Here is a 16,381-nt window from a genome sequence, read left to right on the forward strand (position 1 = left end):
AAGATCACCGCCGTGTCCATCGCACCCACCGGTCCAGAACCGATCACCGAGCCGTCCGGGCCCGCACCGACGACCACCCCGCCCGCGTGGCGCGCCGGGCTTGCCGCCGCCATCGCGTTGGCACTGGGAGCGGCGTTGGCCGTGGTCGGATCGGTACTCCCGCTGTTCTCCGGTCCGTTCGCCGAGATCGGCCTTGGGCCCACCAAGGCGGACGGCTCCCCCAGCACCGACCCGGAAGACGCCGGGCTCAGCGACAACCCGCTGAGCCACAACCTGTGGTCGTCACTGCACCCCGAGTACAAGCGGTTCGCCCTGTTCGAGGTCCTGCCGCCGGGGATGTGGCTGCCGGTGACGGTCGCCGCGGTGTTGGCGGCGGCGGGCGCGGTGTTCGCGCTCCTGGGCTACCTGCGCGCCCGCTTCGCCGCGGTGAGCGCCGCCCGGATCACCTCGGCGGTGGCGTTGGGCCTGTTGACGACCATGGCCTACGTGGTCACCCAGTTCGCGTCCGAGGTCAAGGCGGACATCGACGACCGCAACCTGCGGATGGCCGGGACCGATGCCGTCCGGGTGTTGCCCGAGGTGGAGCCAGGCCCGGCGGGGACCGTGCTGGCGATCGCCTGCGTCGTCACGCTCATCGGGCTCGTGCTGGCCGCACTGCCCACCACCAGGCGATCCGCGCTCACATGACCGAAACACGCGAACACCGCGCCCGCAACACTGCCCACGCACGATCTCCCCATGCGCAGACCCACGACATGGCGCCTCAGGGTGCGACTGGACGACCGGCCCGGCTCGCTCGCGCGGGTGGCGACCAGGTTGGCCGCGCGTGAGTGCAACGTCCTAGGGCTGTCGGTGTTGCCAGTGCCGGGGGGTGTTGTCGACGAGATCGTGGTCAACACGCCGGAGGGGTGCACGCCAGCTGACCTGGTCTCCGACATCCGCGCCGAGGGTGGTCGCTGTGTGGCGATCACGCACGCGGACCTGCACCACCTGGTCGACCACACCACCGCGGCCCTGCGCGCGGCGGGAGCCGCCTTGCGCGACCCCGCGGCGACGGCCGAGGCGGTACGTGTGCTGCTCGGCGCGGACTCTGTCGTCCCCGGCACCGAGCAGGCCGACGAAGACGACCACCGCGCGGTGGTGCCCCTGCCCGGGGGTACAACACTGGTGGCGCGGCGGGGTTGGGCGGCGTTCACCGAGGTCGAGTTGGCCAGGGTGGGCGCGTTCGGCGAGGTCCTGCGCTCAGCCGACCACGACACCGCCACCGCGGTGATCACCCGCACCGGCGCCGGGGTCGTGCTGCGCACGGGGACGCCCGCCGATGCCGAAGCGGTGGCCGACCTGCACGCGCGCTGCTCGGCCAGGACGCTGTTCAGCCGCTACCACGCGGGCCTGCGAACGCTGCCCCGCCGCTGGCTGCACCGGCTGCTGCAGCCGCCTCGGGGGACGACCCTGGTGGCGTTGTGCGGTACGGAGGTGGTGGCGATCGCGCAGCTGATCAGGACCGCCGACCCGGCCGAGGCCGAGATCTCGGTGCTGGTCGAGGACGGGTGGCAGCGGCAGGGGCTCGGGGCGGCCATGATCGGCAGGTTGGCCGCGGTGGCGCGGGCGGCCGGGCACGACCGGATGGTGGCCTGGTGCCTGCCCGCGGAGGTCGGGTTCCTCCGGGCGGCGACGGCGTCCGGGCTGCCGGTGGCGGTGGGCCGCGACGACGACGTGCTGCGGGTGGCGCTGGCGGTGCGGGCCACCGACCGGGCGACGGCGGTCCCTACCCGGAAGTAACATGGGGGCTCCGGCCCGGCAGAAGGAGCTCCCATGACCACGATCGGCACGGTTCCCGGCGCACCCACGGTGACCAGGGCCGAGCGGTTGGTCGCCCGCGCGGTCGCCGGCGCCGCCCCGACGACGGTGACCATGAGCGCGCCGTTCACCGGCGCCCCGGTGGTCACCCTCCCCCAGATCGACGACGCGGACGTGCGGCGCGCTTTCGCCACCGCCCGGGAAGCGCAGCGCGCCTGGGCCGCGACGCCGGTCGCCGAGCGCGCGCGAGTCCTCCTGCGCCTCCACGACCTGATCCTGGACCGGCAAGCGGAAGCGCTGGACCTCATGCAGGTCGAAACCGGCAAGTCCCGGCTGGATGCCTACGACGAAGTAGCCGTAACAGCGATGACGGCGGCCTACTACGGGCGCAAAGCCCCGCAGCTACTTGCCCCCAAGAGGAAGGCGGGCGCGCTGCCGGTGTTCACCAAGACCACGGAGGTCCGGCACCCCAAGGGCGTCGTGGCCATGATCTCGCCGTGGAACTACCCGTTGGCGCTGACGGGGATGGACGCGATCCCGGCTCTGGTGGCGGGCAACGCGCTCGTGCAGAAGCCGGACAACCAAACCGCGTTGAGCGCGCTCTGGTTGCACGAGTTGGCGAGCGAGGCGGGACTGCCGGACGGCGTGTGGCAGATCGTGCTCGGTCGCGGGTCGCGCATCGGTGGCGCGCTGATCGAGGAGGCGGACTACCTCGGTTTCACCGGTTCCACGGAAACCGGAAAGGGGTTGGCGGCCAAGGCGGCGGCACTGCTGACCGGGTTCTCCATGGAGCTGGGCGGCAAGAACCCGATGATCGTCCTGCCCGACGCCGACGTCGACCGCACCGCAGCGGGTGCGGTCACCGCGTGCTTCTCCTCGGCGGGCCAGCTTTGCGTTTCCGTGGAACGGATCTACGTGCACGAGAGCATTCGCGAGGCGTTCACCCGCGCGTTCGTGGCCAGGACTTCCGCGCTGCGCCTGGGTTCCGCGCTCGACTACGGCGTGGACGTGGGGTCGCTGACCTCGGCCGAACAGCTGTCGACGATCACCGAGCACGTCGAGGACGCGGTGCGCAAGGGCGCGCGGGTGCTCGCGGGCGGCAGGGCGCGCCCGGACCTGGGCCCGTTGTTCTACGAGCCCACCATCCTGGGCGACGTGCGGGCGGGCATGACGCTGTTCGCCGAGGAGACGTTCGGGCCGGTCGTGGCGGTCTACGGGTACACCGACGTCGACGAGGCGGTGGAGTTGGCCAACAGCACGCGGTACGGGCTCAACGCCAGCGTGTGGACGCGGGACGTGCGGGCGGGCGAGGCGGTCGCGGCCCGGGTGCGCGCGGGCACGGTCAACGTCAACGACGGCTACGGGGCGGCGTTCGGCAGCGTGGACGCGCCGATGGGCGGGATGGGTGATTCCGGTGTGGGGCGGCGCAACGGTGCCGAGGGGTTGCTGAAGTACACCGAGGCGCAAACGATCGCCGCGCAACGGGTCCTGCCGTTGCGGCCGGGCAGGGCGGCCCCGGCCCGGCTGTGGACCGCCGGGTTGACCCTCGGCCTCCGGGCGTTGAAGCGCTTGCCGCGTTGAGTTCACCGACCCGTCGGCGAAGTGGATCTCCCGGTCCGCTGCGCTGACCCGGCATCCTCGCCCCACCCCGCGCCGACCCCGGCGCCGGGACCTCCTCGCGCCACCGCGAGCGAAAGGGGCGACCGTTGCGCCTGTTCCCCCGACCCCTCCACGGGCCCAGACCGATCCTGGCCCTGTTCCTGCTGCTCCCCCTGCTGTCCCCGCTGACGCCCGCGACCGCGGCCGCCGCGCCGGACGCGGTGTCCGCCAAGATCGCCGCCGACCTGGACGCCACCCTCGCGCGCGGCGGCCCGACCGACTTCTTCGTGGAGTTCACCGAAGTGGCCGACCTCAGCGCGGCCGAACGGATCACCGACTGGGGCGCGCGCGGCCGCGCCGTCGTCGACGCGCTGCGGGCGAGCGCCGACCGCAGCCAGCGGGTGGCCCGGGCCACCCTGGACGCGGCGAAGGTCCGCTACGACTCGTTCTACATCAACAACACCGTGCTCGTGCGCGGCGGCAGCCGGGCGCTGGCCCGCACGCTCGCCGGGCGCGCCGAGGTGCAGCGGGTGAGCGCGCCGACGTCGTTCGCGCTGCCGCCCGTGACCACCTCTCCCCCGGCAGCCCGATCCGCCGCCGCAGTCGAGTGGGGTGTCGGGTCGATCAAGGCCGACCAGGTGTGGTCGCGCTTCGGCCGCCGCGGTGAGGGCATCGTGATCGGCAGCATCGATACCGGCGTGCGCTACGACCACCCGGCGCTGCTGGCCGGCTACCGGGGCAACCGCGACGGTGTCGTCGACCACAACTACAACTGGTTCGACGCGTCCGGCCAGTGCCCGGGTACCGCGCCCTGCGACGCCTACGTGCACGGCACGCACACCGTCGGCACGCTCATCGGCGACGGCGGCCCCGGCAACCGCATCGGCGTCGCGCCGGGGGCCAAGTGGATCGCCGCCCGCGCCTGCGATTCGGCGGACTGCTCGCAGACCGACCTGTCGCGCGCGGGGCAGTGGATGCTGGCGCCCGCCGACAGCACCAACCGCTTCAACCGACCGGACCTGCGGCCGCACATCGTCAGCAACTCCTGGAGCGGGATACCGGGACCGTGGCCGAACCTGTGGTACCAGCGGATCGTGCGGGCGTGGCGCGCGGCGGGGATGTTCCCGTCCTTCGCCGCGGGCAACTCGGGACCCTGGTGCCAGACAACGGGATCCCCCGGCAACTACGCGGAGTCCTTCGCCAGCGGCGCCTACGGCCAGAACGGCCACATCGCCGGGTTCTCCAGCCGGGGGTCGGCCTACGGCAGCCCGGTGAAACCGAATCTCGCCGCGCCCGGTGTCGACATCCGCTCGTCGGTCGGCGCCAACGGCTACCAGCTGATCAGCGGGACGTCCATGGCGACACCGCACACCTCGGGCGCGGTGGCGCTGCTGTGGTCGGTCGACCCCTCGCTCATCGGCAACCTCACCGAGACGACGCGCCTGCTGAACCAGTCCGCTGTGGACGTTTCGGACCTCGGCTGCGGTGGCACACCGGCCCGCAACAACGTGTGGGGCGAGGGCAGGCTCGACGCGCTGGCGGCGGTGGAACTGGCGACGGCGGGTACGCACGGCACCGTGTTCTCCGGGACCAGCGTGGTCGCAGGTGCGAAGATCGTGTTCTGGGGCGAGGACGGCGTGGAGTACACCGTCCACAGTGGAGCCGATGGCGGCTACTCGATCGACCTGCCAGAAGCCGACCACACCGCGCAGGTCACCGCGTACGGCTACCAGGACCTCAACACCATGATCCTCGGCCCCGGCCAGTGGGACTTCGCGCTCGAAGCGGCCCCCCGGCACGCCATGACCGGCTTCGTCCGCGGCGGCGCGGCCTCGGTCGAGGTGCTCGACACCCCGCTGCCCCCGGTCACCACCGCGGTCGACGGCTCGTTCGCGATCCCGGACGTCCCCGAAGGCAGCTACCGGCTGCGGATCACCCCGGCGAACCGGTGCCTGGCACCCCAGACCGTGGTGGTGTTCGTGCCGATGACCCCGGAGATCGTGCTCACCCAGCGCAAGGACGCCTTCGGCTACACCTGCGCGCTCGTCGACCGGCCCTACCAGGAGGGCACCACCCCGGTCGCGCTCACCGGCACCGTCGGCAGCGCGAAGGTGACCCTGCCGTTCGACTTCCCGTTCTACGGCACCACCTACCGGGACATGTGGATCTCGATCAACGGCCTGGTCTCGTTCCACCCGGTCACCGCCGACGACACCAACGGCTTCCGCGTCCCCCTCGCCGAGAACCCGGGCACCGCCCTCTACCCGTTCTGGGACGACCTGACCGCCGACAACCAGACCACGATCACCACCCGCGCGATCACCACCACCACCTACATCGTCGAGTGGCGCAACGCCCTCATCACGGGAGCTTCGAACGCCCACGTCGACTTCGAAGCCGTCCTCTCGGCCAACGGCGACATCACCTTCGCCTACCGCGACCTGTCCCCCACCAACCCCGCCGAACTCGGCGCCGCCGCCACCATCGGCATCGAAGCCCCCTCCCCCCAAGAAGACGGCCTCGCCTACTCCGCCAACTCCCCCGCCCTCACCGGCAAAGCGATCCTCTTCCAACCCCCTCGACGCCCCTGACCCCCGGGTGCCGCCCCCACCCCGGGGGCGGCACCCCCACATGTCCACCGGGCCCCGCTCGACGACCCGGTTCTGTCGGTCCCCCTCGATAGGCTGTGTATTCGGGGGCTCTTCTCCCCGATGATCTTGCGGAGAACGGCAGGCACTCGAGCGGCGACGGATCGCGGGCGACGATCAGCGGAACTGTCGACGCCCGACAACGGATCCCGAACCGGCAAGCGGCAAAGGATCCAGCGGTCCGGCGAACCACCGGCGACACAGCTGCCCGGTCCCGCGAGCCTCAGGGCGAATCGCGCGGTCAGGTGGACAGCAGGCCCCGGTCGTAGGCGACGGCGACGGCTTCGGCTCGGCGGCTGGCGCCGAGTTTGGCCATGATGCGGCTCAGGTGGACGCTGACCGTCTTCTCGCTGATGAACAGCTCCTCCCCCACCTGCCGGTTCGTCCGCCCGGCCGCCACCAGGCCCAGCACCGCGCGCTCCCGCGGGGTGAACGGGTCCACCTCGTCGCGGATCTCGACCGAGTCCAGCAGGGAGATGCGGGCTCGGCGGGCGATCTTGCGGAGGGCGTCGGCCAGGGGTTTGGCGGACAGGCGGGTGGCCACCTCGTCGGCGAGGCGGAGGGCTTCGGTGGCGCCTTCGCGGTCGTCGGCGGCGAGGAGGGCTTCGGCGAGGCGGCGGCGGCACACCGCTTGTTCGTAGGTGGCGCCGTAGTCGAAGGCGTCGGCGGCGAGGCGCCAGGCGGTGGGGTCGTCGGTGCCCACCAGGCGGGTGTACTCGGCTTCGGCGCGCGCCAGCCACGCCAGGCCCTCAGGGCCTAGGGAGCCGGTGCGCGGGCTGCCGCACTCGGCGGTCTTGCGGACCATCGCGATCAGCTTCTCGCCCTCCGCGAGCGACTCGGCGACCTCGTGCCCGGCGCGCCGGGCGGCCACCGCCTGGTCGGCGTGCGCGGAGATGCCAACCGCGCCGATGCGGATGCCCGCGAGAACCCACTGCTCCCCGGCCCGCGCGACCCAGTCCAGCGCGTCCCGGACGGCCTCCACCGCCTTGTCCGGTCGACCCCGCCAGGCAGCCAGTTCCGCGCCGACGGCGCCGGTGGCCAGGGGGATCTGCAGGTCGCGGTGCCAGTCCGCGCGTAGTTCGGCCAGCAGCCGTTCCGCCTCGGCGAAGCGGCCCCTGCCTACCGCCACGTACGCGCCGACCGCGGCCAAGCGCGCCGACACCGTGCTGGACACCTTGTGCCCCGGGGGTTCGGCGGCGGCTTCGCTGCCGTCCCAGTCGCCGCGGGCATAACGGATCACGACCTGCACTACGCGCAACTCGAGGCCGTAGGTGCTCCAGGTGAGGCCCGTCGCCCCGGCTCGCTGAACGCCCGCGTCGGCGACCTCAGCGGCTTCGGCCAACCGGCCCGATTCGTAGAGGTTGACGCACAACGAGTACCGCGCGCGCAGCTCGACGGTGATCGCATCCACGTCCTCGGCGCGGGCCATGGCGGCCAGCAGCCGTTCCCGCGACTCTTCGGCGTGCCCGTCGGCCTCCGCCAGGATCGCCAGCGTCGTCAACGCGTCCGCTTCCGGCCCGCCCGCGCCGACCTCCCTGGCGACGGCCACCGCGTGCTCGGCGCGCTCCCGGGACTCGGTGTTGCGGCGCAGCCCGCGCAGGATCGTGGCGTACGCGGCCAACACCCACGCCTTGTCCGGGCTCGGCGGGCGGTCGGCGACGAGTTCCCACGCCTGCTCGATGCTGTCGAGCGCGTCACCTTCCCGGCCGTCGACCGCGTAGAACGACTGCGCCAGCCGCCTGCGCAGCTTCGCGGCCCGTTCCGGGGAGACCGGGGTGTCGGCGGCGCGCACGGCGGACTTGGCGAACGCGATGGCCCGCTCCGGGTCGCCGGACATCCCCGCCACCCACGAGGCGTGCTGCAGCAGGTTCTTCTCGTCGACGTCGCCGGGGCGCTGTTCGGGCGGCACGGCGTCCCACAGCTTCAGCGCGCGCTCGATGTGCTCCAAAGACTCCGCGGGCGCTCCGAGCCGCTCGGTCTCCCACGCGGCTGCCACCGACGCGGCGAGCGCGGCGGGCAGCGCGTGGCTCTCCATGCTGTGGTGGGCAAGCTCAGCTGCGGTGCCGCGCGTACCCGTGTCTGCGAGCTGTCGGGCGTAAGAGGCGTGCAGGCGGACCCGCTCGCCCGGCAGGAGATCGCCATAGACGGCCTCGCGCATCAACGCGTGCCGGAACATGTAGACGTCGCCGTCGGCCGGGACGAGCACGTGGTGGGCGACCGCTTCGCGCAAGGCGGCATCCAGCTCGGCCTCATCGAGCTCGGCCACACCGCGCAGCCGGGCATCAGGCACCCGCCGACCGGCCACCGAAGCGACCCGGACAACGGTCTGCGCCGTGGGGCTCAACCGCTCGACGCGGGCGAGCAGGACATCGACCAAGGTGGCCGGGATACCTGTGTCGTCCGAGGCCGAGTACGCCGCCAGCAACTCCTCGGCGAAGAACGCGTTGCCCTCGGACCGACCGGCCACCTCGCGCAGCACGCGCTCGGAGAGCCGGTCCTCGGCCAGGGCGGTGACGAAGGTCCGCGCGTCCGCGGTGCCGAACGGGGCCAGTTCGATCCGCTCCACCTGCGGCAACCGCACCAGCTCGGCCAGCAGCGGGCGCAGCGGGTGCCGCCGGTGCAGGTCGTCGCCGCGGTAGGTCCCCAGGACCAGCAGCCGCTGCGACCGCAACCGCGACAGCAGGAACGACAGCATGCTGCGGGTGGACGCGTCGGCCCAGTGCAGGTCTTCCAGGACCAGCAGGACCGGCGTCTGGTCGGTGAGGTCGGTCAGCAGCCCGTGCACGGCGTCGAACAGCTGCAACTGGCCGATGTCCTGCTCGTAGCGGGGCCCGACCACCGGGATCGCCATCCCCGAGTCGACCCGGCCGGGGTCCGGGCGCGCCGGGAGCGCGACCTCCGGGAACAACCGCCCCAACGCCGGGCGGGCCGCGGCGCGCTCGCGCACCGCGGCCAGTGCCTCGGCGATCGGCAGGTACGGCAGGCCGGTCTCACCGGCGTCCAGGCAGCGCCCGGTCAGCGCCAACGCCCCCAGGTCGCTGGCGATGGCCCCGACCTCTTCGGTCATCCTGGTCTTGCCGACACCGGCGTCCCCGGCCAGCAGCACCGCCGACGCCCGCCCCGCCACGGCGGCCTCGACCGCCGAGCGGAGCCTGCGCAGTTCACGACCGCGCGCGACCAGGGGTATTCCGGAACCAAGACGCGGCATGTCCAGCATGCTCGCACACCCCACCGACACCGTCGGTGCTCACGCGGCGCGATCACCCTGCCTCGGGTCCGGGCGCTGCCCGGAGAGCCTGCGCCACCACGGCGCGCGCCGCACCTCGCGCAGGTGCAGCCTGCTGGTCCGGTCCAGGGTGCCGTGCCTGCGGTAGTTGACCTCGGCCTGGACCGCTTCCATCGTCCACTCCACGTGGATCACTCCCTCTGCCGTTCGCCGGGCGCTTCCCGGCTGAGTACGACTGTGCCGCTGAGGTGGCGGGCGGGAGATCGGACGATCACGCAGTCCCCGGCCCGGCACCCCTTACCCCGGGCGGCCGGACCGGGCCGGTGGACGGGGTAAGGGGTCAGGCCGGGTGGGCCGGGTAAGGGGTGGGAGTGAGGGGGAACGGGGCCACGGCCGTGCCGTGGCCCCGCCACCGAGTGGGTCCCGGACCGGGATGCTGTCGATCATCCCGGGCGCGGGCGCCGCGCGGCCTGGATCACCTGGCAGCGAGAAGGTTTCCCTTCACGGCACCGACGAAGGCGGTCCACTCGATGTCCGCGAACGACAGGTGCCCGAACTCCGTGTTCTTGGAGTCGCGCACCGTCGCGCCGCTTCCGCCTATCACGAGCTCGACGCAGTCATTGCCCGAACTGCGGCTACTCCTGCGCCATTCGGCGCTCGCGAGGTCAGAAACAGTCACGCCCCACTCCTCTCGTGTTATTCAGGAATCACGGATCAACTCCTCCGTGACCCGTTGGACCAGGGCGACGGAGTCGTCCGGTCGCAACGCCGCCGCACGCAAGTGGTCGAACAACAACGAGTACTTGTGGACATCGGCAGGGGATTCGAGGTAGACGCCGTTGGCGGTGCTCTCCACGTAGACGACGTCGGGGTCGACCTGGTCGGGGAATCCGAGGATCAGGAACGGCGCCTCCATGCCCGCGTGCGCGCCCGCGGAGAACGGCACGACCTGGAGGGTGACGTTGGGCAGCCTGGCCACCTCGACGAGCTTGAGCAGCTGTTCGCGCATGACCTCGGGCCCGCCGGTGAGCCTGCGCAGCACCGCCTCGTCGACGACCGCCCAGTACTCCGGGGGGTGCGGGTCGGTGAGCAGCCGCTGGCGGGTGAGCCTGGCCTCGACCCGCATGTCGATCTCGGCCTGCTGGGCGTCCGGGCGGATGGCGTGCAGCACCGCCCGGGTGTAGGCGGGGGTCTGCAGCAGGCCGGGGACGATGAGGGCCTGGTAGGCGCGCAGCGAGGACGAATCGGCCTCCAGGCCGACGAAGGCACCGGTGAACACCTCGTTGTAGGCGTGCCACCAGCCCTTCTGCCGCGCCTCCCTGGCCACCTGCACCAGCGCGTCGCGCTGTTCGTCGACGATGCCGTAGAGCTCGGCGAGGTCGCGCACGTCGCGCGGGGTGACGCTGACGTGGCCGGTCTCGATTCGGCTGATCTTGGAGGCGGAGCATTCGAGTTTCTCGGCGACCTCGTCGATGGTCAGTTCCGCCGCTTCCCGGAAACGCCGCAGTTCGGCGGCGAGCCTGCGGCGGCGAACCGTCGGACTCGGTCCACGGGTCACGTCTCCACCTCGTTTCCGACCGCGCCAACTCCAGCGGTCACAGGGTCTTGGTCGTCCAGGATGTCCGGACCTGCGCGGCGCGGGTCGACCGCGCGCCGTGGGCAAGTGTCGGTGCTGATCATGTCGAACACAAGCAGTGCGGCGGTGCGAGATCCCGCTCAGTCCGATCGCGTCCGGAGATCGGTCGCCGTCACCCGATCGTGTGGTGCAACTTGCACAATGTCGCTGCCACACTGCATTCTGCCTATGAAATCGCGGTCGCGGCCGAATCGGACGCGACGGACAGCGGAAATGGCCCCGCAGCGGGACGTGGCGCGCACCAGAGGGGTCATCGGCCGATTCGGCCGTCCGCTTGAGAGCGTCGCGGGGTCGTTGACCGATCACGGACCCGGCCGGTGGGCCGGTGGCGATTCCCCAGCGCCACGGCGGTTTTCCCTGGCGGGCGGCCACGGGTGCTTGGCTTGGACGGCGCAGGTCACGGATGGCGGGAGGCCACAGGGTGAGCGGGTCGATCTTCGGGCACATGGAGTCCTCGTTGCGGGGCTACCTGAGCGACCTCAGCGACGACGCGCGCGGCGGGGGTGACGCCGCCGCGGCCCGGTTGGCCCGCGCGGAACTGCCCAGGGTCGTGGCGGCGTTGAGCGCATTGCTCGACGAACACCGCCCCGACTCGGACGGCCGCTGCCCCACCTGCCGCACCCGGCTCTTCACCCGCGCGCCATCACCGTGCCGCGCTTACCTCACCGCGCACCTGTGCCTGCTGGTCCACGAAGACGGTGGAACGCCTGCCGACAGCACAGTGGACTACGTGGACAGCTACCGCGAATACCTCGCCGGCTAAGAGAACCCGGGGCGCCGCGATACCCACCCCTCGTCGCCGCGCCCCGACAGTGGGGCCCGAGCCTCTCCCCCGACGGTTCGGGCCCCACCCCTCTTAGCGCCTCTTAGCCGAGCAACCGCAGTAAGCCCTCTTGCACCACCGTTGCCACAAGCCTGCCGTCGCGCGTGAAGAACCGGCCAGTAGCAAGCCCTCGGCCGCCGGACGCGCTAGGCGACGCGCAGTCGTAGAGGATCCAGTCATCGGCCCGGAACGGCCGGTGGAACCACATGGCGTGGTCGAGGCTGGCCCCCATGACCTTGTCGGTTCCCCAGTAGACGCCGTGGCGGGCGAGCACGGCGTCGAGCAACGTCATGTCGGAGGCGTAGGCGAGCACGCACACGTGCAGCAACGGGTCGTCCGCGAGCTTGCCGTCCGCCCGCATCCACACCTGGTTGCGCGCGTCCCTCGGCCCCGTCTCCCGCGACAACCACGGCGGTTCACTGACGTAGCGCACGTCGATGGGCCGCGGCCGGTCCGCCCACGCGCCGAACTTCGCCCGCAACTGCGGGGTCATCCGCTCGCCCTGGGTGGGCAACGACTCCGGGTCCGGCACCTCCGGCATGTCCTCGGCGTGGTCGATCCCCTTCTCCACGGCCTGGAACGACGCCGACAGCGCGAAGATCGCCTTGCCGTGCTGCACGGCGACGACCCGGCGCGTGGTGAACGAGCGGCCGTCGCGGATGCGGTCCACCTCGTAGACGATCGGCACGCTCGGGTCGCCGCCGCGGATGAAGTACGCGTGCAGCGAGTGCACCCCGCGCTCCGGCGGGACCGTCCGCCCCGCCGCCACCAGCGCCTGACCGGCGACCTGGCCGCCGAACACCCGGACCGAGGAGTGCTCCGGGCTCACCCCGCGGTAGCTGTCGTCGTCGACGCGCTCGAGGTCGAGCAGGTCGACCAGCCGCTCGAGCACCGCCTGGCCCCGCGGCACCCCGTCTTCCGCCAACTCGGTCATGCCACCCAGGCTAGTGCGCCAGGCCGCGCCGAGCCGGTGGGCACCGGGGAGTCCACTGTAGAATCGCCCGATCACGCCGCCCGATCACGCCGCCCGATCACGCCGCCCGATCACGCCGCCCGATCACGCCGCCCGATCACGCCGCCCGATCACGCCGCCCGATCACGCCGCCCGATCACGCCGCCCGATCACGCCGCCCGATCACGCCGCCCGATCACGCCGCCCGATCACGCCGCCCGATCACGCCGCCCGATCACGCCGCCCGATCACGCCGCCCGATCACGCCGCCCGATCACGCCGCCCGATCACGCCGCCCGATCACGCCGCCCGATCACGCCGCCCGATCACGCCGCCCGATCACGCCGCCCGATCACGCCGCCCGATCACGCCGCCCGATCACGCCGCCCGATCACGCCGCCCGATCACGCCGCCCGATCACGCCGCCCGATCACGCCGCCCGATCACGCCGCCCGATCACGCCGCCCGATCACGCCGCCCGATCACGCCGCCCGATCACGCCGCCCGATCACGCCGCCCGATCACGCCGCCCGATCACGCCGCCCGATCACGCCCTGCGGGTCACGGGCCGCACCGGCGACATCGCGGTCCCGCGGGCGGGGTGCCCGCGGGACGCACCGCGCCGGTCAGGCGTGGTCTTCCTCGCCGAGGCGGTGCACGCGGATCAGGTTGGTGGAGCCCACGGTGCCGGGGGGCGAGCCCGCGACGATCACCACGAGGTCGCCGGGCTGGTAGCGGCCGATGGACAGCATCGACTGGTCGACCTGGCGGACCATGCGGTCGGTCGAGTCCACCTCGGGCACCAGGAACGTCTCGGTGCCCCAGGTCAGGGCCAGCTGGCTGCGCACACCGGGCTCCGGGGTGAACGCCAGCAGCGGCAGCCGGGTGTGCAGCCGGGCGAGGCGCTTGACCGTGTCGCCGGACTGGGTGAAGGCGACCAGGGCCTTGGCGTTGAGCCGCTCGCCGATGTCGCGGGCGGCGTAGGAGATCACGCCGCGCTTGGTGCGGGGCACGTGCGTCAGCGGCGGCACGGCGGGGGTCTCGGCCTCGACGGCCTCCACGATGCGGCTCATCGTCTTGACCGACTCGATGGCGTAGCGGCCGACGCTGGTCTCGCCGGAGAGCATCAGCGCGTCGGCGCCGTCGAGCACCGCGTTGGCCACGTCGGAGGCCTCGGCGCGGGTCGGCCGGGAGTTGCTGATCATCGAGTCCAGCATCTGGGTGGCCACGATGACCGGCTTGGCGTTCTCCCGCGCGATCTGGATGGCCCGCTTCTGCACCAGCGGCACCTGCTCCAGCGGCAGTTCCACGCCCAGGTCGCCGCGGGCGACCATAACCCCGTCGAAGGCCAGCACGATGGCCTCCAGGTTGTCCACCGCCTCCGGCTTCTCCAGTTTGGCGATCACCGGCAGCCTGCCCCGGCCGACCCGGTCCATCACCTGGTGCACCAGGTCGATGTCGGCGGGCGAGCGCACGAAGCTCAGCGCGATGAAGTCGACGCCGAGGTGCAGCGCGAACTCGAGGTCCTCGATGTCCTTCTCGGACAGGGCGGGCACGGAGACGTCCATGCCGGGCAGCGAGAGGCCCTTGTTGTTGCTGACCGGGCCGCCCTCGGTGACCTCGCAGACCACGTCCTGGCCCTCGACGGCGCTGACCACGAGGCCGACCTTGCCGTCGTCGACCAGCAGCCGGTCGCCGGGCTTGGCGTCGTTGGCCAGGCCCTTGTAGGTGGTCGACACCCGGTCGTGGGTGCCTGCGACGTCCTCCACGGTGATCCGCACGACGTCACCGGTGCGCCACTCGACCGGCCCGTTGGCGAAGGTGCCCAGGCGGATCTTGGGGCCCTGCAGGTCGGCGAGGACGCCGACCGCGCGGCCAGCCTCGTCGCCCGCGGCGCGGACCAGGTCGTACACCTGCTTGTGGTCACCGTGGCTGCCGTGGCTGAAGTTCATCCTGGCCACGTCCATGCCCGCGGCCACCAGGTCGCGCACCCGCTCCGGGGTGGCGGTGGCCGGGCCCATGGTGCACACGATCTTCGCTCGTCGGTTCACACCTGAACAGCTTAGCCGGGGTCGCTGTACCGATCAGGACGAACTCGCCGATTGGCCGACTCGATTCAGAGTGTTCTACCTCTGGTTACGTGTCAGCTACCGACCGCGATCGGACAACCCCACGTGGTCACTGGCCCATTCGTTGAACGCCCGCAGCTGCCGCCAGGCGGTGCGCACCCGGGTCAGGCAGCCCGGCTCGTGCAGCGTGTCATCCGGCGGCCAGACCCGTACCGCGTACACCGAGCGGTACTGCAGCAGGTCCAGCCGCGGGTGGTCCTTGGCGTACCCGCGGGGGGTGGTGCGCAGGCGGTCGCCGTTGATCGTCCAGCCCGCGCGTTCGAGCTTGGCCAGGATGGCGCGCAGCGGGTCGCCGTGGATCTCCTCGGCGACCGCGGCGCGGTAGCGGGCCAGTTGGTCGGACTCCATGTGGAAGCAGCCGCCGCCGACCCGCAGCCCGTCCGGGCCGACCTCGACGTAGTAGGCGCCCGCGCCGCGGCCGGATTCGATCACGCCGCCGCAGTGGTCCTTGTAGGGCCGCTTGTCCTTGGCGAAGCGGACGTCGCGGTGCGGCCGGAACACCTTCGGGCTGCCGAACTCGCCGCCGAACTCCTTCTCCAGCTCGCCGAGCAGCTCGGTCATCGGGATCTTGACGTCGTTGTCGTAGGTCGCCTTGTTGGCGTCCCAGTAGGTCTTCGAGTTGTCGACCACCAGGCCGTCGTAGAAGTCGACCGCGTACTCGCCGAAGCCCTGGAAGCTCACGCCCGCTCCCCCGCGGTGAGGTCGTGCGCCTTCAGCAGCCGGGCGGTCGCCACGTCGTCCACCTCGTACTCGACGTCGTCGATGTGGCTGATCGCCCGCACCGGCTGCAGGGCGTTGGTGGCGAACGCGGCGCGGAAGCCCGCCAGGTCGGTCGAGGACACCGGCCGGGTCTCGACCTTGGCGCCCAGCCGGGCCAGGCCGCCCTGGATCAGGCCGAGCGCGATCCCGGGCAGGGCGGGGGCAGTCGGCACGACGAAGGTGCCGTCGCCGTCGAGGAAGCAGACGTTCCAGGTGGACCCCTCGCTGACGGTCCCGTCCGGCCCGGTGAACAGCACGTCGTCGAACCCGGCCCGGCGGGCGAGCCTGCGCTGGTAGAACAGCCCGAACGTGCCGACGTGCTTGACCTGCGGGAGGTCCCGCTGGTACCCGGCGGTGCGCACCTTCAGCGGCCCGCTCGCGGCGGGCGCGGGACTCGTGGTCACGAGGACCTCGGGCTCGACGTCGACCTCGGGGTTGCGCGGGTCGAACCCGGGCGCGTGCACGGTCACGCGCACCGCCACCGTCCCCTCGACACCCGCGGCGGCCGCCCTGATCGCCTGCCGCACGACCGTCTCGTCGAGCCCCCGCCCGAACACCACCCAGGCGTCGCGGTCGAGCCGCTCGAGGTGGCGCGAGAGCCCTCTGGCTCTGCCCCCGGTGAGCAGCATGGAGGTGAAGTGCCCGTAGTTGACCAGGGCCAGGGACGCGGGGATGTCAGGCTGCGCACTCATCGCCCGCAGTCTCGCATGCCCCCCTGTGCCCCCTCCCGCCGTCTCTGCCTCCCCGCACAACCGCGGGTGGGCGACGCGACCGGCTTCCACCGCCCTCCGCCACCCACCCGAAACCCA

General features: G+C 72.2%; 13 protein-coding genes. 5 read left to right on the forward strand and 8 right to left on the reverse strand.

Going from position 1 to position 16,381, the window contains the following annotated elements; translation table 11 throughout:
- Window positions 1-12: 12 nt before the first annotated feature.
- The 4 genes from JOD54_RS29355 (at window position 13) to JOD54_RS35365 (ending at window position 5,990) form a co-directional block, all read left to right on the forward strand.
- Entirely contained in the window at window positions 13-687 is a 675-nt protein-coding gene (locus JOD54_RS29355) for a hypothetical protein (RefSeq protein ID WP_204455197.1), read from the forward strand.
- Window positions 688-738: 51 nt separating this feature from the next.
- Window positions 739-1,782 (forward strand): GNAT family N-acetyltransferase, encoded by a 1,044-nt coding sequence (locus tag JOD54_RS29360; protein ID WP_204455198.1) that lies wholly within the window; start codon window positions 739-741, stop codon window positions 1,780-1,782.
- Between the two features lie 33 nt (window positions 1,783-1,815).
- Window positions 1,816-3,381, forward strand: coding sequence for a succinic semialdehyde dehydrogenase (locus JOD54_RS29365; RefSeq protein WP_204455199.1), 1,566 nt, complete (start codon window positions 1,816-1,818; stop codon window positions 3,379-3,381).
- 125 nt (window positions 3,382-3,506) lie between these two features.
- Complete coding sequence (locus tag JOD54_RS35365) at window positions 3,507-5,990, forward strand: S8 family serine peptidase (RefSeq protein ID WP_204455200.1); 2,484 nt, start codon at window positions 3,507-3,509, stop codon at window positions 5,988-5,990.
- Between the two features lie 298 nt (window positions 5,991-6,288).
- On the opposite strand, the gene JOD54_RS29375 is transcribed toward JOD54_RS35365, so the two are convergent.
- From JOD54_RS29375 to JOD54_RS29390, 4 genes are all read right to left on the reverse strand, one after another.
- Complete coding sequence (locus tag JOD54_RS29375; protein ID WP_204455201.1) at window positions 6,289-9,264, reverse strand: helix-turn-helix transcriptional regulator; 2,976 nt, start codon at window positions 9,262-9,264, stop codon at window positions 6,289-6,291.
- A 30-nt stretch (window positions 9,265-9,294) separates the two neighbouring features.
- Window positions 9,295-9,447, reverse strand: coding sequence for a hypothetical protein (locus JOD54_RS29380; protein ID WP_204455202.1), 153 nt, complete (start codon window positions 9,445-9,447; stop codon window positions 9,295-9,297).
- Window positions 9,448-9,748: 301 nt separating this feature from the next.
- Window positions 9,749-9,952, reverse strand: coding sequence for a DUF397 domain-containing protein (locus JOD54_RS34785; protein WP_204455203.1), 204 nt, complete (start codon window positions 9,950-9,952; stop codon window positions 9,749-9,751).
- Between the two features lie 21 nt (window positions 9,953-9,973).
- Entirely contained in the window at window positions 9,974-10,831 is an 858-nt protein-coding gene (locus JOD54_RS29390; RefSeq protein ID WP_204455204.1) for a helix-turn-helix domain-containing protein, read from the reverse strand.
- Between the two features lie 499 nt (window positions 10,832-11,330).
- Between JOD54_RS29390 and JOD54_RS29395 the strand changes: the two genes are divergently transcribed.
- Entirely contained in the window at window positions 11,331-11,672 is a 342-nt protein-coding gene (locus JOD54_RS29395; protein WP_204455205.1) for a hypothetical protein, read from the forward strand.
- A gap of 103 nt (window positions 11,673-11,775) precedes the next feature.
- Here the strand turns inward: JOD54_RS29395 and tesB are convergent, their stop codons facing one another.
- The 4 genes from tesB to JOD54_RS29415 form a co-directional block, all read right to left on the reverse strand.
- Window positions 11,776-12,666 carry an acyl-CoA thioesterase II gene (gene tesB / locus JOD54_RS29400; RefSeq protein ID WP_204455206.1) on the reverse strand — a complete coding sequence of 297 codons (891 nt, stop codon included), beginning with the start codon at window positions 12,664-12,666 and terminating at the stop codon, window positions 11,776-11,778.
- 644 nt (window positions 12,667-13,310) lie between these two features.
- The gene (gene pyk, locus JOD54_RS29405; RefSeq protein ID WP_204455207.1) at window positions 13,311-14,735 is read right to left on the reverse strand and encodes a pyruvate kinase; all 1,425 of its coding nucleotides are present in this window, start codon (window positions 14,733-14,735) and stop codon (window positions 13,311-13,313) included.
- 96 nt (window positions 14,736-14,831) lie between these two features.
- Window positions 14,832-15,494 (reverse strand): DUF2461 domain-containing protein, encoded by a 663-nt coding sequence (locus JOD54_RS29410; RefSeq protein WP_204455208.1) that lies wholly within the window; start codon window positions 15,492-15,494, stop codon window positions 14,832-14,834.
- Window positions 15,491-16,264, reverse strand: coding sequence for an aminotransferase class IV (locus tag JOD54_RS29415; RefSeq protein WP_204455209.1), 774 nt, complete (start codon window positions 16,262-16,264; stop codon window positions 15,491-15,493). Before JOD54_RS29415 ends, JOD54_RS29410 begins: the two co-directional genes overlap by 4 nt.
- Window positions 16,265-16,381: the final 117 nt, after the last annotated feature.

This window comes from Actinokineospora baliensis, from assembly GCF_016907695.1.
Classification (GTDB): Bacteria; Actinomycetota; Actinomycetes; order Mycobacteriales; family Pseudonocardiaceae; genus Actinokineospora; species Actinokineospora baliensis.